17 protein-coding genes are annotated in these 18,786 nt (G+C 69.1%); 6 read left to right on the plus strand and 11 right to left on the minus strand.

Going from position 1 to position 18,786, the window contains the following annotated elements; genetic code table 11:
- Window positions 1-90: 90 nt before the first annotated feature.
- The 3 genes from kdsA to MQC88_RS04350 all read right to left on the minus strand — a co-directional run bounded on the left by kdsA (window position 91) and on the right by MQC88_RS04350 (window position 3,245).
- Window positions 91-924 carry a 3-deoxy-8-phosphooctulonate synthase gene (gene kdsA / locus MQC88_RS04340; RefSeq protein ID WP_243319382.1) on the minus strand — a complete coding sequence of 278 codons (834 nt, stop codon included), beginning with the start codon at window positions 922-924 and terminating at the stop codon, window positions 91-93.
- Window positions 925-1,027: 103 nt separating this feature from the next.
- Window positions 1,028-2,719, minus strand: coding sequence for a CTP synthase (gene pyrG, locus MQC88_RS04345; protein WP_243319383.1), 1,692 nt, complete (start codon window positions 2,717-2,719; stop codon window positions 1,028-1,030).
- 181 nt (window positions 2,720-2,900) lie between these two features.
- A complete protein-coding gene (locus MQC88_RS04350; protein ID WP_243319384.1) occupies window positions 2,901-3,245 on the minus strand; it encodes a hypothetical protein in 345 nt (114 codons plus the stop codon).
- A gap of 285 nt (window positions 3,246-3,530) precedes the next feature.
- Between MQC88_RS04350 and parE the strand changes: the two genes are divergently transcribed.
- Window positions 3,531-5,420 (plus strand): DNA topoisomerase IV subunit B, encoded by a 1,890-nt coding sequence (gene parE, locus MQC88_RS04355; RefSeq protein WP_243319385.1) that lies wholly within the window; start codon window positions 3,531-3,533, stop codon window positions 5,418-5,420.
- Between the two features lie 345 nt (window positions 5,421-5,765).
- On the plus strand, window positions 5,766-7,736 hold the full coding sequence (locus tag MQC88_RS04360; RefSeq protein WP_243319386.1) for an alpha/beta hydrolase family protein: 1,971 nt from the start codon (window positions 5,766-5,768) through the stop codon (window positions 7,734-7,736).
- A 56-nt stretch (window positions 7,737-7,792) separates the two neighbouring features.
- Here the strand turns inward: MQC88_RS04360 and MQC88_RS04365 are convergent, their stop codons facing one another.
- Genes MQC88_RS04365 through MQC88_RS04380 form a run of 4 tightly spaced genes read right to left on the minus strand, consistent with a single transcriptional unit; the run spans window position 7,793 to window position 11,473 of the window.
- Window positions 7,793-7,987, minus strand: a complete 195-nt coding sequence (locus MQC88_RS04365; protein ID WP_243319387.1) for a hypothetical protein — start codon at window positions 7,985-7,987, stop codon at window positions 7,793-7,795.
- Window positions 7,984-8,790 (minus strand): N-formylglutamate deformylase, encoded by an 807-nt coding sequence (hutG, locus tag MQC88_RS04370; RefSeq protein ID WP_243319388.1) that lies wholly within the window; start codon window positions 8,788-8,790, stop codon window positions 7,984-7,986. Before hutG ends, MQC88_RS04365 begins: the two co-directional genes overlap by 4 nt.
- Window positions 8,787-10,181, minus strand: coding sequence for a glutathione-disulfide reductase (gene gorA, locus MQC88_RS04375; protein WP_243319389.1), 1,395 nt, complete (start codon window positions 10,179-10,181; stop codon window positions 8,787-8,789). The genes hutG and gorA overlap by 4 nt, the downstream gene beginning before the upstream one ends.
- Window positions 10,178-11,473 (minus strand): NAD(P)/FAD-dependent oxidoreductase, encoded by a 1,296-nt coding sequence (locus MQC88_RS04380; RefSeq protein ID WP_425491543.1) that lies wholly within the window; start codon window positions 11,471-11,473, stop codon window positions 10,178-10,180. Before MQC88_RS04380 ends, gorA begins: the two co-directional genes overlap by 4 nt.
- Before the next feature lie 243 nt (window positions 11,474-11,716).
- Here MQC88_RS04380 and MQC88_RS04385 point away from each other — a divergent pair, with 243 nt between their 5' ends.
- Window positions 11,717-13,330 (plus strand): M4 family metallopeptidase, encoded by a 1,614-nt coding sequence (locus MQC88_RS04385; RefSeq protein ID WP_243320275.1) that lies wholly within the window; start codon window positions 11,717-11,719, stop codon window positions 13,328-13,330.
- A 93-nt stretch (window positions 13,331-13,423) separates the two neighbouring features.
- Here MQC88_RS04385 and MQC88_RS04390 read toward each other — a convergent pair whose 3' ends face one another.
- Together MQC88_RS04390 and MQC88_RS04395 are read right to left on the minus strand one after the other, a co-directional pair.
- Window positions 13,424-14,938 carry a DUF418 domain-containing protein gene (locus MQC88_RS04390; RefSeq protein WP_243319391.1) on the minus strand — a complete coding sequence of 505 codons (1,515 nt, stop codon included), beginning with the start codon at window positions 14,936-14,938 and terminating at the stop codon, window positions 13,424-13,426.
- A gap of 159 nt (window positions 14,939-15,097) precedes the next feature.
- Window positions 15,098-15,577, minus strand: coding sequence for an FKBP-type peptidyl-prolyl cis-trans isomerase (locus tag MQC88_RS04395; protein ID WP_243319392.1), 480 nt, complete (start codon window positions 15,575-15,577; stop codon window positions 15,098-15,100).
- A 205-nt stretch (window positions 15,578-15,782) separates the two neighbouring features.
- Between MQC88_RS04395 and MQC88_RS04400 the strand changes: the two genes are divergently transcribed.
- Complete coding sequence (locus MQC88_RS04400) at window positions 15,783-16,271, plus strand: C40 family peptidase (protein ID WP_425491544.1); 489 nt, start codon at window positions 15,783-15,785, stop codon at window positions 16,269-16,271.
- A gap of 130 nt (window positions 16,272-16,401) precedes the next feature.
- Window positions 16,402-17,097 carry a C40 family peptidase gene (locus tag MQC88_RS04405; RefSeq protein ID WP_425491545.1) on the plus strand — a complete coding sequence of 232 codons (696 nt, stop codon included), beginning with the start codon at window positions 16,402-16,404 and terminating at the stop codon, window positions 17,095-17,097.
- 74 nt (window positions 17,098-17,171) lie between these two features.
- Here the strand turns inward: MQC88_RS04405 and MQC88_RS04410 are convergent, their stop codons facing one another.
- Together MQC88_RS04410 and MQC88_RS04415 are read right to left on the minus strand one after the other, a co-directional pair.
- Window positions 17,172-17,657 carry a hypothetical protein gene (locus tag MQC88_RS04410; RefSeq protein ID WP_243319393.1) on the minus strand — a complete coding sequence of 162 codons (486 nt, stop codon included), beginning with the start codon at window positions 17,655-17,657 and terminating at the stop codon, window positions 17,172-17,174.
- Between the two features lie 109 nt (window positions 17,658-17,766).
- Complete coding sequence (locus MQC88_RS04415) at window positions 17,767-18,267, minus strand: acyl-CoA thioesterase (protein WP_243319394.1); 501 nt, start codon at window positions 18,265-18,267, stop codon at window positions 17,767-17,769.
- Window positions 18,268-18,369: 102 nt separating this feature from the next.
- Here MQC88_RS04415 and MQC88_RS04420 point away from each other — a divergent pair, with 102 nt between their 5' ends.
- Complete coding sequence (locus MQC88_RS04420; protein WP_243319395.1) at window positions 18,370-18,780, plus strand: hypothetical protein; 411 nt, start codon at window positions 18,370-18,372, stop codon at window positions 18,778-18,780.
- Window positions 18,781-18,786: the final 6 nt, after the last annotated feature.

Raw genomic sequence — 18,786 nt, forward strand, 5'->3', positions numbered from 1 at the left:
GTGGTCCCCGGGGGCCGGCTGGCCCGCCAACCCCGGGACCGGCGGGTCCTTCGCCAGCCGGGGACGCCGGATGCATGCGGGCACGACGCGTTACGCGGATGCCTCGAGGAAACCGTTGCGCTTGGTGATGCGATCGATCTCGAGCAGCGTTTCCAGCAGCGCGCGCATCCTGCCCAGCGGCCACGCATTGGGGCCGTCGCTCAGCGCCTTGTCCGGATCCGGGTGGGTCTCCATGAAGATGCCGGCGATGCCGACCGCCATCGCGGCGCGCGACAACACCGGCACGAATTCCCGCTGGCCGCCGGACTTGCCACCCGCGCCCCCGGGCAACTGCACGCTATGCGTGGCATCGAACACCACCGGGCAACCGGTGTCGCGCATCACGCTGAGCGAACGCATGTCGCTGACCAGGTTGTTGTAGCCGAAGCTCACGCCGCGCTCGCAGGCCATGATCTCCTGGTTGCCGGTGGCCTTGGCCTTGTCGGTGACGTGCTTCATTTCCCACGGCGACAGGAACTGGCCCTTCTTGATGTTGACCGGGCGCCCGGCGCTGGCGACCTTCTGGATGAAATCGGTCTGCCGGCAGAGGAACGCGGGCGTCTGCAGCACGTCGACGACCGCCGCGACCTCGTCCATCGGCGTGTATTCGTGCACGTCGGTGAGCACCGGAACGCCGACCTGCTTCTTCACCTCCGCCAGCACCTTCAGGCCTTCCTCGAGCCCGGGGCCGCGGAAGCTGGTGCCGGAGGTGCGGTTGGCCTTGTCGAAGCTGGACTTGAAGATGAAGGGGATGCCGAGCGAACCGGTGATTTCCTTCAGGGTGCCGGCGGTGTCGAGTTGCAGCTGCATCGACTCGATCACGCAGGGACCGGCGATCAGGAAGAACGGATGCTCGAGGCCGACCTCGAATCCACACAGGTTCATGCCGGGTTTCCTGTGGGAGCGGCTTCAGCCGCGAGCCTTTCGGCCCGGAAAAGAAGTGTCAGGAACTCGCGGCCGAAGCCGCTCCCACAATGGGCAAGGACAGTCACGCGCTCGCCTCCTTCAGCAGCCTGCCGCCGGCCTGTGCCTTGTGCTCGCGCGCGGCGCGGATGAAGCCGATGAACAGCGGGTGGCCCGAGCGAGGCGTCGACAGGAATTCCGGATGCGCCTGGCAGGCCAGGAACCACGGGTGCCGCGACTGCGGCAGCTCGATCATTTCCACCAGGGTGTCGTCCATCGACTTGGCGCTGATGACCAGGCCGGCGTCCTCGAGCTGGGTGCGGTAACGGTTGTTGAATTCGTAGCGGTGGCGATGGCGCTCGCCGACCACGTCGGCGCCGTACAGCGCGTGCGCCAGGGTCCCGGGGCGGATCCGCTGCTCCTGCAGGCCCAGGCGCATGGTGCCGCCCAGGTCGCTGTCCTCGTTGCGACGCTCGACGTCGCCGCTGGCGGTGCGCCATTCGGTGATCAGGCCGATCACCGGGTGCTGCGTCTGCCGGTCGTTTTCGGTGCTGTTGGCGTCTGCCAGGCCGAGCACGTGGCGCGCGTAGTCCACCACCGCCGCCTGCATGCCGTAGCAGATGCCGAAATAGGGCGTCCCGGATTCGCGCGCGAACTGGGCCGCCAGCACCTTGCCCTCGAACCCGCGATCGCCGAACCCGCCGGGGACGAGGATGCCATCCACGCCCTGCAACACGCCGGCGCCGTCGCGCTCGATCTCGCTGGATTCCAGCCACTTCAGCGTCACCTTCGTGCGCTGGCGCAGGCCGCCGTGCTTGAGGGCCTCGGACAGCGACTTGTAGGCGTCCTGGTGGTCCACGTACTTGCCGACCACCGCGATCGTGACCGCATCGACTGGATGCTCGGCCGCATCCACCACCGCCTCCCACTGCGAAAGGTCGGCGTCGGCGGCGGCCTTGTCGCCAAGGTGCAGGCGCTCGACCACGATCTGGTCCAGGTGCTGCGAATGCAGCCACATCGGGATCTTGTAGATGTTGTCCAGGTCGACGGCGGAGATGACCGCCTTCTCCGGCACGTTGGTGAACAGCGCGATCTTGCGGCGTTCGCCGTCGGGCAGCGGTTGCTCGCTGCGGCACACGAGCACGTCGGGCTGGATGCCGATCGATCGCAGTTCCTTGACCGAGTGCTGGGTCGGCTTGGTCTTGAGCTCGCCGGCGGCGGCGATGAAGGGCACCAGCGTCAGGTGCATGAACAGCGCCATGTCCGGGCCACGCTCGGTGCGGATCTGGCGGATCGCCTCGAGGAACGGCAGCGATTCGATGTCGCCGACGGTGCCGCCGATCTCCACCAGCGCCACGTCGAAGCCCGCGGTGGCCGCATCGATGCAGCGTTTGATCTCGTCGGTGACGTGCGGGATCACCTGCACGGTGCCGCCGAGGTAATCGCCGCGGCGCTCCTTGCGGATCACCGCCTCGTAGATCTTGCCGGTGCTGATCGAGTTGCGGCCGGACAGGCGGGTGTTGACGAAGCGCTCGTAGTGGCCCAGGTCCAGGTCGGTCTCGGCGCCATCGTCGGTGACGTAGACCTCGCCGTGCTGGAACGGGCTCATCGTGCCCGGATCGACGTTGATGTAGGGGTCGAGCTTCATCATCGTCACGCGCAGCCCGCGCGCTTCGAGGATGGCCGCCAGCGAGGAGGCGGCGATGCCCTTGCCGAGCGAGGAAACCACGCCACCGGTGACGAAGATGAGCGGGGTGACGGGGCTGGAGGCGGTCATGGCGGCAGCGGCTCGCTGGAAAGCCCCATTCTACAGGCAAGCCGGGCATTCGTGCCCGTCGTCGTGGACTCGCTTGCCGTGCAAACCATTGTTCCTGCGACGAAAAAGACGATGCCCCGGGATTCCCGGGGCATCGTGGCACGGGTGGCCGCCAAACCTGCCGGCGGGCCCGCGGATGGCTTTACTGCGAACCGTCTTCCTCCTCTTCGGGCTCGGTCGCGGTGGCATCGTCGTCGCTGCCGGCGGTGACGGCCGCGTTGGCGCTGGCGCTGGCATTGCCGGAGACGGCCGCGCCGGCCTGGTCGCTGGCCTGGTCGGCCGCCCTGGCGCCGGTCGTCGCGGCCTGGCTGGCGGCGTCGCCGACGTTCTCACCGGCGGCCTTGGCGTCCGCGGTTGCCTGTTGCACTGCGTCGGCCTGCGCATTGGCGTCGGCCTGCGCCTGGGTGCCGGCGCTCTGGGCGAACGCGAACGGCGTGGCCAGGGCGGTGGCGAGCAGGGTCGGGATGAGGAATTTGCGCTGGGTCATCGGCGGGATCTCCATGAGGTCATTGGATCGAGCGTCATCGGACGCGAGGATGATTGGTTCAACGAGTGCTTGTATCGAACTTCAGGGATCGCGCACGGATGGCACCGGAATTCCGGTTGCGCTGGCCCCTGCGGTCACCGTCGCGCCCCTCGACGACGTGGCGACCCTAGCGACCGCCAGCCTGCTCGCAACTGAACAACGGAGTCTTAACGCGCCCGCCGCCGATACGCGACAATGCGCCTCCCGCCTTGCCAGGGTTGCCCGCAACCGCATGGGTTCGATCGCATGAACAGCCGTTACGACGCCGCCGACATCGAAGTGCTGTCGGGGCTGGACCCGGTCCGGCGCCGGCCCGGCATGTACACGGACACGACCCGCCCCAACCACCTGGCGCAGGAAGTGATCGACAACGCGGTCGACGAGGCGCTGGCCGGCCATGCGCGCGAACTCGAGGTGGTGCTGCACGCCGACGGCAGTTGCGAAGTCGCCGATGACGGCCGCGGCATGCCGGTGGACATCCATCCCGAGGAGAAGATCCCCGGCGTCGAACTGATCCTCACCCGGCTGCATGCCGGCGGCAAGTTCAGCAACCGCAACTACACGTTCTCCGGCGGCCTGCACGGCGTCGGCGTCAGCGTGGTCAATGCGCTGTCCACGCAGGTCGAGGTCTTCATCAGGCGCGACGGCAACGAGTACCGGATGCGCTTCGCCGACGGCGAGCGCGCCAGCGCGCTGGAAACCATCGGCAGCGTCGGCCGCAGGAACACCGGCACCCGCCTGCGCTTCTGGCCGGACCCGAAGTACTTCGATACCGTCAAGTTCAACCTGCGCGCGCTCAAGCACCTGCTGCGCGCCAAGGCCGTGCTTTGCCCGGGGCTCACCGTGCGCCTGCACGACGTCGCCACCGGCGAGCGCAGCCAGTGGCGCTACGAGGACGGCCTGCGCGATTACCTGAAGGGCGAACTGGCCGGCATCGAGCTGCTGCCGCCGGAGCTGTTCGTCGGGCGGCTGGACCGGAATACCGAAATCGTGGACTGGGCGGTGGCCTGGGTACCCGACGGCGAACTGCTGCAGGAAAGCTACGTCAACCTGATCCCGACGCCGCAGCACGGCACCCACGTCAACGGACTGCGCACCGGTTTCACCGACGCGTTGCGCGAGTTCTGCGACTTCCGCAACCTGCTGCCGCGCGGGGTCAAGCTGGCGCCGGAGGATGTGTGGGACCGGGTGGCATTCGTGCTGTCGCTGAAGATGACCGAGCCGCAGTTCAGCGGCCAGACCAAGGAGCGGCTGTCGTCGCGGCAGGCGGCCGGCTTCGTCGAGGGCGCGGCCCACGACGCGTTTTCGCTGTGGCTCAACCAGCACGTCGAACTGGGCGGCAGGATCGCGCAACTGGCGATCGAGCGCGCGTCGGCGCGCCTGAAGACGGAAAAGCAGGTCACCCGCAAGAAGGTCACCCAGGGCCCAGCCCTGCCCGGCAAGCTCGCCGACTGCATCTCCCAGGATCTCTCGCGAACCGAGCTGTTCCTGGTCGAGGGCGACTCGGCCGGGGGCTCGGCGCGGCAGGCGCGCGACAAGGACTTCCAGGCGATCCTGCCGCTGCGCGGCAAGATCCTCAACACCTGGGAAGTCGCGTCCGGCAGCGTGCTGGCATCGACCGAAGTGCATGACCTCGCCGTGGCCATCGGCTGCGACCCGGGCAAGGACGACGTCTCCGGCCTGCGCTACGGCAAGGTCATCATCCTGGCCGACGCCGACTCCGACGGCCTGCACATCGCGACCCTGCTGAGCGCACTGTTCCTGCGGCATTTCCCGGCGCTGGTCGCCGCTGGCAACGTTTTCGTGGCGATGCCGCCGCTGTTCCGCGTCGACGTCGGCAAGCAGGTGTTCTACGCGCTCGACGAGGAGGAGAAGCGCCTGCTGCTGGAGCGAATCGAACGCGAGAAGCTCAAGGGCACCGTCCATGTCACCCGTTTCAAGGGCCTGGGCGAGATGAACCCGTCGCAGCTGCGCGAATCCACCATCCACCCCGATACCCGGCGCCTGGTCCAGCTCACCGTCGACGACGACGCCGGGACCCGTTCGCTGATGGACATGCTGCTGGCGAAGAAGCGCGCAGGGGATCGCAAGGCGTGGCTCGAAGCCAAGGGCGACCTGGCCACGCTCGAAGTCTGAGAACCCTGCAGTGGTGGCTGTCAGGACTCATCGGCCGTGGCGACGGCACGGGCAACATCGCGTCGGACAAGACTGCCTGGCGCGGCTCGAAGCCAAGGGCGACCTGGCCACGCTCGAAGTCTGAGAACCCTGCAGTGGTGGCTGTCAGGACTCATCGGCCGTGGCGACGGCACGGGCATCATCGCGTCGGACAAGACTGCCTGACGCGGCTCGAAGCCAAGGGCGGCCAGATGACACTGCAAGACCGAAGCCGCGCACCTCGTGGACGGCAGGCCATTTGGCGCCCCCCGCATCAGCCGTTACTCTGGTCGCGCCCGGGGAGCGGGCATCACCAATGGGGATCCAATGAATCGATGGACTGCCGCGGCCGCGGCTGGTGCGTTGTTTGTGCTGTCCGCCAACGGCGCGCATGCACAGGCATTGCCAGTAAAGGATTTCGCCCGCCATGCCGAGATCTACTCGGTAACGCTGTCGCCAGCCGGCGATCGCGTGGCACTTGCCGTGCCGAACGCCGAGGGCACGGAAACGCAGCTGCAGGTGGTCGACCTGGACGGCAGCGGCAAGACCCAGGTCCTGCGCTTCGGCAGCCAGCAGCATGTCTCGGACGTGTTGTGGAGCGACGACACGCAACTGGTGGTGTCGCGCGCGCGGATGCAGCCGCTCAAGGCGCAGCCGGTCAGCTATGGCGAACTGATGTCGACCGACATCCGCGGCAAGGACCAGGAAACCCTGTTTGCCTACGTGCCCGATTCCGGCTCCGTCCGCGGACGGCGCAAGGACCAGGGCTTCGCCAGTGTCGTCAAGGTGCTGGACAGTGAGCCCGGCAAGGTCCTCGTCGACTTCACGTGCTGGCAATATGTCTGCGGCGAGGAAGGCCCTTCGGTGACCTACAAGGTCGACACCCGGACCGGCCACCGCGAGGAAGTCGAGCGCTACGGCGAGCCGGCAGGGTTCGATTTCGACCAGAGCGGTCGCGCCCGGATCATGACCACCAGCGACGACAACGACGAACCGGTGCTGCATTACCGCCCTGGCGCCGACGCCCAATGGCAGCCCATGCCCAAGTCGCTGGCCGGCCGTTCCGTCGGCACGACCTGGTTCGCGCCCGACAACAACACGGTGTACGCGGTGGTGTCCGACCATGGCGAACCCGGCCAGCTGTACAAGCTGGACCTGGCGGCCGGGACCCGCACCAAACTGGCGGGCCGCGACGACGTCGACATCGCCTACCTGATGTACGAAGGCCATGACGGTCCGCCGTTCGCCGCGGTCTTCGACGCCGCGGCCCCGTCGATCCAGTACCTGGACCCGAAGTCGGAATGGGCGCAGCTGCACCTGGCCCTGCTCAAGCAGTTTCCCGGCGAGATGCTGACCATCACCGATGCCAGCCGCGACGGGAAGAAGGTGCTGTTCAGCGTCTGGTCGGATCGCAATCCCGGCGCCTACTACGTGTTCGACCGCACCGCGGTGAAGGCGCAGCTGATCGCCGAGATCGAACCGTGGATCAAGCCGGCGCAAATGGCGTCCACCCGTCCCATCGAGTTCACCACGCGCGACGGCAAGACGCTGTTCGGCCTGGTGACCGCGAAGGGCGCCGGCCCGCACCCGCTGGTGGTGATGCCGCACGGCGGCCCGCATGGGCCGTATGACCGGTGGGGTTACGACCCGGATGCGCAGTTCCTGGCCAGCCGCGGTTACGCCGTGCTGCAGGTGAACTTCCGCGGTTCGGGCGGTCGCGGCAACGACTTCGAGGAGGCCGGCTACCGCGAATGGGGCGGCAAGATGATGGACGACATCGCTGACGGCGTGCGTTGGGCGATCGACCACAAGCTCGCCGATCCGCAGCGCATCTGCAGCTTCGGCGCCAGCTTCGGCGGCTATGCGGCGTTGATGAACCCGATCCGCTATCCCGATCTGTACAAGTGCGCGGTCGGCTACGTCGGCGTGTATGACCTGACCGTGATGCAGGAGGCCGGCGACATCCCGGACAGCAAGTCCGGCCGGCGCTACCTGTCGCGCGTGCTGGGAGACGACCAGGCGGTGCTGCTGGCCAATTCCCCGGCGCGCCTGGTCGACAGGATCAAGGTGCCGGTGTTCCTGATCGCGGGCAAGGACGATCGCCGCGTGCCGATGGAACAGTTCGATGCGCAGGCGAACGCATTCGCCGCCGCCGGCACGCCGGTGGAAACCCTGGTGGTCGATGGCGAGGGCCACGGCTTCTACAAGCCCGAGCATCGCGAGACGATGTACACGCGTCTCGCCGCCTTCCTCGACAAGTACATCGGCCCGGACGCGAAGCAGGTCGCGGGCAACTGACCACTGGTCCGGGTGCGGCGCACGCCGTACCCGGACCTGGGGCCAGGGAGGTTGGGTCAGAACAGGCGCTGCAGTGCGTCGAACCGCCGGTGCAGCCAGGCCGCGAAGCGGTTGACCTCGGTGTCGTACTGGCCGGTGAGCGCGAGCCAGACCAGATAGGCCAGGAACGCGAACACGAACAGCGCGAACAGGCGTTGGCCGATGCCCATCGGCTGCCGCTTTCTGCGGGGCAGGTCTTCGTCGCGTGTCATGTCGTGGCTTCCAGCAGGGCGCGGAGGGTGCGTTGCGTTTGGCTAGCCAGCGCCTCGTCCCAGGCGAAGCTCGACTCGTCCATGTAGATGCGCTGGCTGATCTCCAGCTGCACCGCGTCGATTCCGTCGGCCGGTGCGCCGTAGTGGCGGGTGATGTAGCCGCCCTTGAAGCGGCCGTTCGCCACCCAGTCGTAACGCGACTGCGCGGCAAGAACGGCCTCGAGCCGGGCCTGCAGCCCCGGCGAGCAGCTCGCGCCGGACGCGGTGCCGAGGTTGAGGTCCGGCAGGCGGCCTTCGAACAGGAACGGCACCTCGCCACGGATCGAATGCCCTTCCCACAGCACCACGCGGCCATGCGCGGCCCGGATCCGCGCGATCTCGGCCTGCAGCGCCGCGTGGTACGGACGCCAGTACGCATCGACGCGCGCGGCGATCTCCCCGGCGTCCGGCGCCTGGCCGTCGCGATAAACCGGCTCGCCGGAGAACTGCACGATCGGGCACAAACCCGTGGTGTTCTGCCCCGGGTACAGCGAGACATCGTCGGGCGGGCGGTTGAGATCGACCACGTAGCGCGAATGGCGCGGCACCAGCACCGAGGCGCCGAGCTCGCGCGCGACCGCATACAGGCGCGCCACGTGCCAGTCGGTGTCCGGCGCAAGCCGCGCGGAACCCGTCATCCGCGCGGCAATCGCGTCCGGGATCGCGCTGCCGTCGTGCGGCAGGCTCACCAGCAACGGCACGCTGCCCCGATGCAGGATGAAGACGTCGCCCGGCGGCGGCGGCGTCGGCAAGCGATCGTTCATCGCATCAGCACCACTTCTTCGGCCGCGGTCGGGTGGATCGCGACCGTGTCGTGCAGGTCGGCCAGGGTGATGCCGCGCTTCAGCGCCACCGCGAAGCCCTGCAGGATCTCGTCGGCGCCCTCGCCCAGCAGGTGGATGCCGACCACGCGCTGGTTGCGCGCAGCCTCGCCGCCGCCTTCAGGCACGCAAACCAGCTTGAACAGGCTGCGTTGCGGCGAATCGGCCAGCGCGTGCAGCATCGGCCGGAATCCGGCCCGATGCACGCGCACCGCGTCGCCGTGAACCTGGCGCGCTTCGGCCTCGGTCATGCCGACCTTGCCCAGCGGTGGATGCGAGAACAGCACCGTGGCGATGTCGGCGTAGTCCAGCCGGGCGCCGGGCTGGCCGCCGAACAGCCGATCCATGAGCCGGCGGGCCGCCGCGATCGCGACCGGAGTCAGTTCGATCCGGTCGGTCACGTCGCCCAGCGCGTGGATGCCGGCGACGCCGGTGCGCTGGAAATCGTCGACCACGACATGGCCGCGCGGGCCCAGCGCGACGCCGACCTCCTCCAGGCCGATGCCGTCGCTGTTGGGGCGCCGGCCGGTGGCGAAGACCAGCGCGTCGAAGGCATCGCTGTCGTTGCCGTCGGCGTCGCGCAGCACCCGCGCATTGCCCTGCGCGCGCACCGACAGGACTTCGCTGCCAAAGTGCGCACGGACGCCATGTTGCCGGTAGTCCTCGACCAGTTGCGTGGTGAGGTCGTCATCGAAGCCGCGCAGCAAGCCGCGACCGCGGACGAACAGGCCGACCCGGCTGCCCAGGGACTGCAGCACGCCGGCGAGCTCCACCGCGATGTAGCCGCCGCCAATGATCGCGACGCGCCCGGGCGCGGCCACCAGGCGGAAGAACCCGTCCGAATCCATGCCCAGGTCCGCGCCGGGAATATCCGGGCGTTGCGGGCGCCCGCCAGTGGCGACCAGGATCTGCGGTGCACGCAGCCGTACGCCATCGGCGCAGGCCACCGTGTCGCTGGCGACCAGGCGGCCACGCGTGGCCAACAGCGCGATTCCGGCTGCGTCCAGCCGCTGCTGGTAACTGGCGTGGATGTTGCCGATGTAGCGCTGGCGGTGGGCAATGAAGGCCGGCCAATCGAGCACCGGCGTGGCGTCGGCAAGCGTGAATCCCAGTTGCCGCGCCAGCACCAGCTTCTGCGCCAGGTCCGCGGCCAGCCACATCGCCTTCTTCGGCACGCAGCCGACGTTGACGCAGGTGCCGCCGAGCGCGCCGGGCTCGAGCAGCGCGACCCGCGCGCCGTGCTCCGCCGCGCGGAACGCAGCCGCCAGGCCGCCGGAGCCGCCGCCCAGGACGACCAGGTCGAAGTCGGCGCCGTGCGCGGGCGTCGTGCTCACGCAAAGCGCTCCAGTCGATAGGGCGCAGGATCGATCTCCGGCGCGCGCCCGGTGACGAGGTCGGCAATCATGCGGGCGGTGCCGGTGCTCATGCTGACCCCGAGCATGCCATGGCCGGTTGCCAGCCACAGGCCGGGGCTGCCCGGCACCGCCCCGAGGATCGGCAGGTCGTCGACCGTCATCGGACGCCAGCCGTACCACTGTTCATGCTTCACCGGGCCGACGCCTTCGTGCAGGTATTCGCGCGCGCCGCGTTCCAGCGCAGCCAGGCGTCGCGGGTTGAGCGCGTCGTCGTAACCGGAGAATTCCATCGTGCTGCCGAGGCGATAGCCGCTGCCCCAGGTGGTGACGCAGACACTGCGTTCGTGCAGCACCAGCGGACGCCGGGGCGCGATTGCCGGGCGGTCGTAGGTGATCGAATAGCCCTTGCCCGGCTGCATCGCCCGCCGCAACGGCGACAACGCCTCCGGTAGCAGCCGCGCCAGTCGCGGCGACCAGGCGCCGGTGGCCAGCACCACGTCGCGGCCGCGGTGTTCGCCTGCCGCGGTCGCAACACGCCAGCCTCCGTCGTCCGCGACCAGCCCGGTCACTGCGCTCCGCTCCACGATCTCGCCCCCGGCGGCGCGCAACGCCTGCGCCAGGCCGGCGACGTATCGGTCCGGCCGCAGGCTGGCGTCGCTGGGGAAGCGGACCACGCCGACGACACCGTCGCGCAGCGCAGGCTCGTCGCGCAGGTAGGCGGAGCCGTCGATGACCTCGCTGGCGATGCCGAGCTCGGCCAGCGCCTGCAGTTCATGGGTGAACAGCTCCAGCGCCGCGCCGTCGCGGAACACGTGGTCCGTCCCCAACTCCTCGAATTCGCAGTCGATGCCGTGCCGCGCGAGCCAGCCGGGGAACGCAGCGCGCGAAGCCTGCAGCAGTGCCGCCTTGGCCGCGCCGGCACGCATCCAGTCGCGCGGGTTGCATCGCGCGGCGAAGCGCAGCAGCCACGACCACAGGGCCGGATCGAAGCGCGGCTTCAGGTACAGCGGTGCATCCGGCGCCAGCATCCAGCGCAACGCCCGGCCGACGGTACCCGGTGCCGCCAGCGGCAGCGAGTGGCTTGGGGTCAGCGTGCCGCAGTTGCCGTGCGAACTGCCGCAGCCCACGGTACCGGCTTCCAGGATGCGCACGCCCCGCCCGCTTTCCAGCAATGCCAGTCCGCACGCCAGGCCGACCACCCCGCCGCCCACCACGAGCACCTCCCCTGCACGATTGTGCATTGCAGCAAACCCTCCTCGCGATAGCGCCACCGCTTCCCGATTCCGGGGGAATGCGACCAGATGTATGCGTTTACATACCCATCTCGCTGCAATGCAGCATGACACGGGTTCGAAATCCCGCCTATTTTCGCCTGCCCCAACGCCTCCGTGCAGCAGTCCTGCACCGGACCGGCCGAAAGGTCGCTCCGGCGCCGCTGCCGCGGACCGGAGCGTGCATGTCGCCGCCGGCTCCGCCGGCTCATCCGCCAGACTCCAGGGGTTCTTCGAATGCATCTGCAAAACCGTCTCCTCAGCGTGGCGATCGTCGCCGCGCTGGCCGTTCCTGCTTCCGCGCTCGCCGCGCAGCCGATCAACTCCCAGGCCGCGGGCCGCGCGCTCGGCCTGATCGATGCCCATGCCGCGGTCCTGCACCGCGCTGATGCCGACGGCTTCGTTGCCCGCACGGTCGTCGTCGGCAAGGACGGCACGGAGCACGCGCGCTTCGACCGCACCTTCCGCGGCCTGCCGGTGATCGGCGGCGACGTGGTCGTGCATTCGCGCAATGGCCAGTTCAAGGGCGCCAGCCAGACCCTGAAGACCAGCATGCGTCCGGGCGTCACGGGCCGGCTGGGCAAGGCGCAGGCGATCACCGAGGCCGGCGCGGCCTTCGGCCTTGGCTTCGAGGGCACGCCGAGCGCGCGCAAGGTCATCTACGCCCGCGGCGCCAGCCCGGTCCTGGCCTGGGAAGTGACGATGCGCGGCATCCGCGCCGACCAGACGCCGACCGAGATGCATTTCTTCGTCGATGCCGGCAATGGCCGCGTCCTCGACCGTTATGACGCCATCCACACCGCCAATCGCGTTACCCGCAAGGGCAAGCCGGGCGGTGGAGGCACCACCTGCAACACCAGCGCCAGCGGCACCGGCAAGTCGCTGTTCTCGGGCAATGTGGGCATCAATACCGCCAAGTGCAGCGACGGCACCTACCAGATGAAGGACCTGACCCGTGGCGGCGGCTACACCACGGACCTCAAGAACCGCACCAGCGGCAGCGGCACGACCTTCGCCGATGCCGACAACAGCTGGGGCAGCAACACTACCGCCGATCGCGCCACCGTCGGCGCCGACGCGCACTACGGCGTCGCCGAGACCTGGGACTATTACAAGAACGTGCACGGTCGCAACGGCATCGCCAACGACGGCAAGGGTGCGTTGAGCCGCGTCCACTACGGCCGCAACTACGTCAACGCGTTCTGGTCCGACAGCTGCTTCTGCATGACCTTCGGCGATGGCGGCGGTTCGTACTACCCGCTGGTCAACATCGACGTCGCCGGCCACGAGATGTCGCACGGCGTGACCTCGCGTTCAGCCAACCTGACCTATTCCGGCGAATCCGGCGGCCTCAACGAGTCCACCTCCGACATCTTCGGCACGATGGTCGAGTACTACTCGAACAATGCCAACGACACCCCGGACTACATGATCGGCGAGGAGATCTACGTCAACAATCCGTCCGGAACGGCCGCCCTGCGCTACATGTTCAAGCCGAGCCTGGACGGGGCGTCGCCGGACTGCTACAGCCCCAACGTGGGTTCGATGGACGTGCATTACTCGTCCGGCATCGGCAACCACTTCTTCTACCTGCTCGCCGAGGGTGCTACCACGCCGGCCGGCTTCAACGTGACCCCGGCCCAGCTGGTGTGCAACGGCAACACGTCCGCCGGCGGCATCGGCCGCGCCGCCGCGGAGAAGATCTGGTACCTGGCACTGACCGGCTACATGACCTCCAACACCAACTACGCCGGCGCCCGCACCGCCACGCTCAATGCGGCACGCGACCTCTACGGCACCGGTTCGGCGCAGTACAACGGCGTCGCCTCGGCCTGGAGCGCGGTTGGCGTCAACTGATCCACGGCGGTACCGCAATACGGAACGGCCCGCGCAAGCGGGCCGTTTTCGTACATGCGCAGGCCGCTGCGCGCAAGCCACCGCCGGCACCGTTCATGCCGCGGCCGGTTGCCGCAGCGGCGGCCAGCGCAAGTACGTGAAGCCGCGCCACAGCCATTCCATCGGCCCGTAGCGGTAGCGCAACAGCCACCAGTGCGACAGCAGCACCTGCACGGCGAACACGATGCACACGAACAGCAGCTGGCCGGCGCGCCCCATGCCCCAGTGGCCGAGCCCGTAACCGTAGAAGAACAGGGTGCCGACGAGCGACTGCAGCAGGTAGTTGGTGAGCGCCATGCGGCCGGCAGGCGCCAGCATCGCGACGATGCGCCGGCAACGACCATGGAACGCCAGCACCACTGCCGCGATGTAACCCAGGCTCGCCGGCAGGTTGCCCAGCATCGCCAGCCCCGTCGCCAGCTGGAACGCGCCATCGTTCTGGCCACGCACGTGGTGGGTGGCGATCGCCGCGGCGACCAGGCTCGCGCCGACCCCAAGCGGTATCCCGATCCATGCCAGCCTGCGGAACAAGGGCAGGTGCGCGGCCGGATCGAGCATCACCCCCGAACGCACGAACCACGCCCCGAGCAGGAACATGCCGATCACGATCACGGCGAATGCCGCATCCTGCGCAGCCTGCCCGCCGAAACCGCGCGCGCGCAGCGCCACCGCCTCGCCATAGCTGCCATCGCGCATGACCCGCGTTTCCTCGGCCACCCTGGCGGCGTGCCTGCGCAGGTTTTCCCTGCGCTCCTGCTCCGCCTTTGCCAGTTCCGCCCTGTGCGCCGGCGTCACCGACGCCTGTTCTGCCGCCTGCAGCCGCGCCTGCGGCGGGTGCATCACCATCACCGCACCAGCGGTCGCCATCGCCAGGAACGGCAGCAGGTACAGCGCCAGGCCGGCATTGCGCATGCCCGCGAGCGGCCATCGCCGCAGGACGGCCGCAACCGTGCCCAGCATCAGCAACGGCCCGCCGATCGCCACGAACAGCTGCCAGGGCATGGGCGCATGGACCAGCTTCGACCCCAGCGCGGAGCCCGTCGCCAGCACCGCGCACGCCGCCGCCAGCGACAACAGGACCTGCGGGCGCGCGTTGAACACCACCATCAGCAGCAACGCGCCCAGCGCATAGCTGAAGAGGATGTCGCCGGCCCACAGGAAAACGAAGTGCAACGCCCCGATCACGCCCAGCGCCAGCGTGCGACGCAGGTAGGGCGCGGTGAACGCGGCACCGGCGCGCTCGGCGCGGGTCAGCATCACGGCAAAACCCATGCCGAACAGCAGCGAGAACATGGTCCAGAACTTGCCCCGCACGAACACGTGCACGAACCAGCCGGCCCAATAATCCAGGCCCGGTGCGACGGCGAGCGGCAGCCCGGCATCCAGGTCGGCGATCGGCCGGTTGAAGAACTCGACATTCATCAGGAAGATGCCGAGCAGCGCGAAACCGCGGACCACGTCGAGCGCCACGATGCGTTCGCCGGCGGCCACCGGCGCCAACCGCGCACCCGGCGGCGTTCCCGCCTGCGAAGCAGCCTGTTCCTCGAAGCCCTGCGCTGCCGCCTGCATGCCGTTTCCCCCGCTGCGATGCGACATTTGAACTGCCGTGGCGGTGCCGCGGTCAGGGCCGGAAGTCACCGGCGCCTCCGGCACGGCGACCTGGTGGCCACAACGCGAACGGCCCGCGATGCGGGCCGTCCGTGGGACACGGGAAACCGGCGTCCGCGATCAGTGCGCGTGGCCGCCGTCGCCATGGACGTGGCCGTGCTCGAGTTCCTCGGCCGTCGCTTCGCGCACCTCGACCACCTCGATGTCGAAATGCAGGTCCTTGCCGGCCATTGGATGGTTGAGGTCGACATCGACCACGCTCATGCCGACCTTCTCGATCGTGACCGCGCGCGGCCCGAAGTTGGTATTGAGCACCACCTGCATGCCCGGCTCCAGCCGCTGGCCGCCGAAATGCTTCTTCGGCACGCGCTGCGACAGGCCGTCGCGCCGCTCGCCGTAGGCCTCGGCCGCGGGCACGTCGACGGCGAACCTGTCGCCGGCTTCATGCCCGTCCATTGCCTTCTCCAGGCCCGGGATGATGTTGCCGTGGCCGGCGAGGATCGCCAGCGGCTCGCGGCCCTCGGAGCTTTCGGTCGGCTCTGCGCCCTGTTCGGCGACGCTGTAGTGGAAACGCACGACGCGGTCTTTCTCGATCTTCATTGCGGCAGGACTCCGAGGGGCGCCGCGATGCGGCAAGGGGCGAGGCGCGGCGTCGCGGGACGGCGCCGGCGGCCGGGGACTTGTCGTTACGGCGTGATGACGCCAAGCTGGCGCCGTGAGCAGACCCGTCCCGACCAGGCCCGAAGGGGCCGCGCATTATCCCGGCAAGCCCGCCTGCTTGCCAGCGCACCGGTGGCCTGCGCTGTTGCTGGCGACGCTTGTCGGCAGCCTCGCCGCCTGCGGCGGTCACGACGCGGTCCGCACCGGGGCGCCCGCCCCTTCGCGCCACTGGGCCAGCAACGCCCCGGCCGATCCGGCCGCCAGCAACGCCGTGCTGATGCGGGCGATCAGCCTGGTCGGCACGCCCTACCGCTATGGCGGCAACACGCCCGAAGGCGGCTTTGATTGCAGCGGGCTGGTCAACTATGTCTATCGCGACATGCTCGACCTGCGCCTGCCGCGCACTTCGCGCGACCTCGCCGCCTGGCAAGGCCCGCGGATCGCGCCCGAACGCCTGACCGCTGCCGACCTGGTGTTTTTCGGCAGTGGCAGCCAAGTGAGCCATGTCGGCATCTATGTCGGCGAAGGACGCTTCGTGCACGCGCCCAGCAGCGGCGGCACGGTGCGGCTGGACCGGCTGGATGGTCCCTACTGGCGCGATCACTACAGTGGTGCCAAACGCGTCCTGCACTGAACTGAACAGGCCGCGTGCCTGAATCTGTGCGCGCAATCACGGCGGTTTTCACGTTCCACTAACGAAATTTGAACCTGCCGGGCGGATTCGTGCGGCACCATCACGCCACGATGACACCAGTGAAAAACGCGTGACGACATCCGACCTGCCTGGCCGCCCTGCCGCCACCCGCCGTTCCGCGGGCCTGACCCGACTCCTTTGTTGCAGCCTGCTTTGCGCCGCCGCCCTGCCGGCGTTCGCGCAGGAAGCTGCGTCCGTCCCCGCCGCCACCGCCGCCAGCGCCACCGGGACGGCCGCCATGGCCGAGACCGCCGCGTCGTCGATCCTGGCCGCGCCGGTGGTCAGCGACGCCATGCCGATGCCCGAGCGCGCGATGATGTTCGCCGGCGACATCAACCGCCTGATCGGTTCGCGCCCGCTGGCCGCGACCGCTTCCGAGCCGTCTACCGGCGGCCGCATCCAGAGCGTGCTCAAGCGCGCGCTGGCGCTGCTGGGTACGCCGTACCGCTGGGGCGGCACCGGCACCGAAGGCTTCGATTGCAGCGGGCTGGTCGGCTACGTGTTCCGCAGCACCCTGGGCATCGAGCTGCCGCGCGTTTCCCGCGACATGGCCAAGAGCGGCGAAATGGTCGAGCGCGCCAAGCTCTCGCCGGGCGACCTGGTGTTCTTCGGCCGCCGCGGTCGCGTCGACCACGTCGGCATCTACGTCGGTGAAGGCCAGTTCGTGCATGCGCCGCGCACCGGCCGCGATGTCACCGTTTCGCGCCTGGACACCGGCTACTGGAGCGGCAAGTACATGGAAGCCCGTCGCGTCGCCGGAATCTGAGGGCTGTACTGATTCGCCATCAGTGAGGCCGCCGCGAGGCGGCCTTCTTCGTTGCAGGGCCGTGCATGAGCCAGTCAACCGGGCTCGCAGGGCTTGCCCTCGTATTCGTGGCGGTCGACGGCGTACTCCTTTCCGTTCCAGCGTTGTACCGGAAAGCAGAAACCGGGGCCGCCGATGGAGATGTCCGGCCATCCGTCGGTGCCGCGGGATTCGAGGAATTCCGGAATGCCGTTGTCCCCGGTGATGTGCTTCCAGCTGCCATCGGCCTGTTTGCCCACCAGCTGGAAGCCGGTCCCGGCGGCGCCGTAGCAGAAGCTGCCGCCTTCGCTGACCACGGCCTCGGGGCGGCCATCGCCATTGAGGTCGCTCACCTGGTCGATGCTGGCGCCGTCGCCGCGGGGGTCCTCCACGCAGATAACCCATGCATCACCGCGCTGGACGGCGCCGGCGGCCTTGAAAATCGCAGCGCGTTCGCCGGCGCCGATCGCGTCGGTAGCCTGCGCACCCGCCAGCAACGGCACGGCCACCAGCCCCAATGCCCAAAGTCTCCGCCTGGCCATCGTCCTGCCTCCGCCGGGCAGTGGCGCCCGCCCTTCCGCCAACGCTGGTCCCTGCCGCCATCGGACAGGCCCGCGGACCAACGCGCCGGACGCCGGCGCGCTGTCGGACTCAGCCTTCCGGTTCGCGATAGCGCGCGACCGTCTGCTCGATGCCCTTGCTCAGGGCCATCACCTGGGTCGCGTACTCCGCCAGTCGCCTGTCGTCGTCCGACTGCGGCGTCCACGCCGGCACCGGGGTCGGCCTGCCTTCGACGCCATCGAGCGCGACGAATACGATCACGCAATGCGTGCAAAGCCGCTCGCTGTCCTCGCCGCCGTCCACGCCGGGGTCGCGCGCGCTGACGTCGACCGCGAAATGCATGCTGCTGGTGCCGGTATGGACCAGCTTGGCCGACACCGTCACCACGTCGCTGATCCGCACCGGCGCGACGAAGCGGATGCCGCCCACCGCGACCGTCACGCTGTACTTGCCGCTCCAGCCGACCGCCGCGGCGTAACCGACCTGGTCGATCCACTTCATCACCACGCCGCCATGGACCTTGCCGCCGTAGTTGACGTCGGCCGGCTCGGCGAGGAACCGGAACTCGAGTTCGCGCTGGCGTCCGCTCATGGCCGTGCTCCGTTGGAGTTGCGGCGATTATGCGCAGGCCGGGCGCTTGCGGTGGCCGCCCCGCCGCGCGATGCTCGGCGCGGGCTTTCGCTGGAGAGACCGATGCTGCGCACGCTGCTTGGCGCCCTGGCCGGCATGGTGGTGACCTTTCTCGCGATCATGGGCATCGAGGTCCTCGGCCACGTGCTGTATCCGCCGCCCCCCGGGCTGGACCCGATGGTGCCCCAGCAGCTCGAACGGATCATGGCCACGCAACCAGCTGCCGCGCTGGCGCTGGTGGTGGTGGCGTGGGTGCTGGGCGCGTTCCTCGGCGGCTGGGTCGCGGCCCGGATCGCGCGCGCGCATCCGCGCATCGCGGCGACGCTGGTCGCACTGCTGGTCATGGCGGGCGTGGTCGGGATGATCATGCAGATGCCGCTGCACCCACGCTGGATGGCCGTGCTCGGCTTGCTGTTGCCGCTGCCCGCCGCGTTGCTGGCGGCGGGGCTGGCGCGGCCGCGGCTGCCGGCGTGAAGCTCG

The sequence above is a fragment of the Cognatiluteimonas sedimenti genome (genome assembly GCF_022808325.1).
Classification (GTDB): Bacteria; Pseudomonadota; Gammaproteobacteria; order Xanthomonadales; family Xanthomonadaceae; genus Cognatiluteimonas; species Cognatiluteimonas sedimenti.

Bases quoted from the DNA above. Each gene is read 5' to 3' on its own strand.
- MQC88_RS04415 (WP_243319394.1), bottom strand. From the start codon at position 18,267: ATGAGCGGACGCCAGCGCGAACTCGAGTTCCGGTTCCTCGCCGAGCCG.
- MQC88_RS04360 (WP_243319386.1), top strand. From the start codon at position 5,766: ATGAATCGATGGACTGCCGCGGCCGCGGCTGGTGCGTTGTTTGTGCTG.
- parE (WP_243319385.1), top strand. From the start codon at position 3,531: ATGAACAGCCGTTACGACGCCGCCGACATCGAAGTGCTGTCGGGGCTG.
- kdsA (WP_243319382.1), bottom strand. From the start codon at position 924: ATGAACCTGTGTGGATTCGAGGTCGGCCTCGAGCATCCGTTCTTCCTG.
- MQC88_RS04350 (WP_243319384.1), bottom strand. From the start codon at position 3,245: ATGACCCAGCGCAAATTCCTCATCCCGACCCTGCTCGCCACCGCCCTG.
- MQC88_RS04420 (WP_243319395.1), top strand. From the start codon at position 18,370: ATGCTGCGCACGCTGCTTGGCGCCCTGGCCGGCATGGTGGTGACCTTT.
- MQC88_RS04365 (WP_243319387.1), bottom strand. From the start codon at position 7,987: ATGACACGCGACGAAGACCTGCCCCGCAGAAAGCGGCAGCCGATGGGC.
- pyrG (WP_243319383.1), bottom strand. From the start codon at position 2,719: ATGACCGCCTCCAGCCCCGTCACCCCGCTCATCTTCGTCACCGGTGGC.
- MQC88_RS04410 (WP_243319393.1), bottom strand. From the start codon at position 17,657: ATGGCCAGGCGGAGACTTTGGGCATTGGGGCTGGTGGCCGTGCCGTTG.
- MQC88_RS04395 (WP_243319392.1), bottom strand. From the start codon at position 15,577: ATGAAGATCGAGAAAGACCGCGTCGTGCGTTTCCACTACAGCGTCGCC.
- hutG (WP_243319388.1), bottom strand. From the start codon at position 8,790: ATGAACGATCGCTTGCCGACGCCGCCGCCGCCGGGCGACGTCTTCATC.
- MQC88_RS04390 (WP_243319391.1), bottom strand. From the start codon at position 14,938: ATGCAGGCGGCAGCGCAGGGCTTCGAGGAACAGGCTGCTTCGCAGGCG.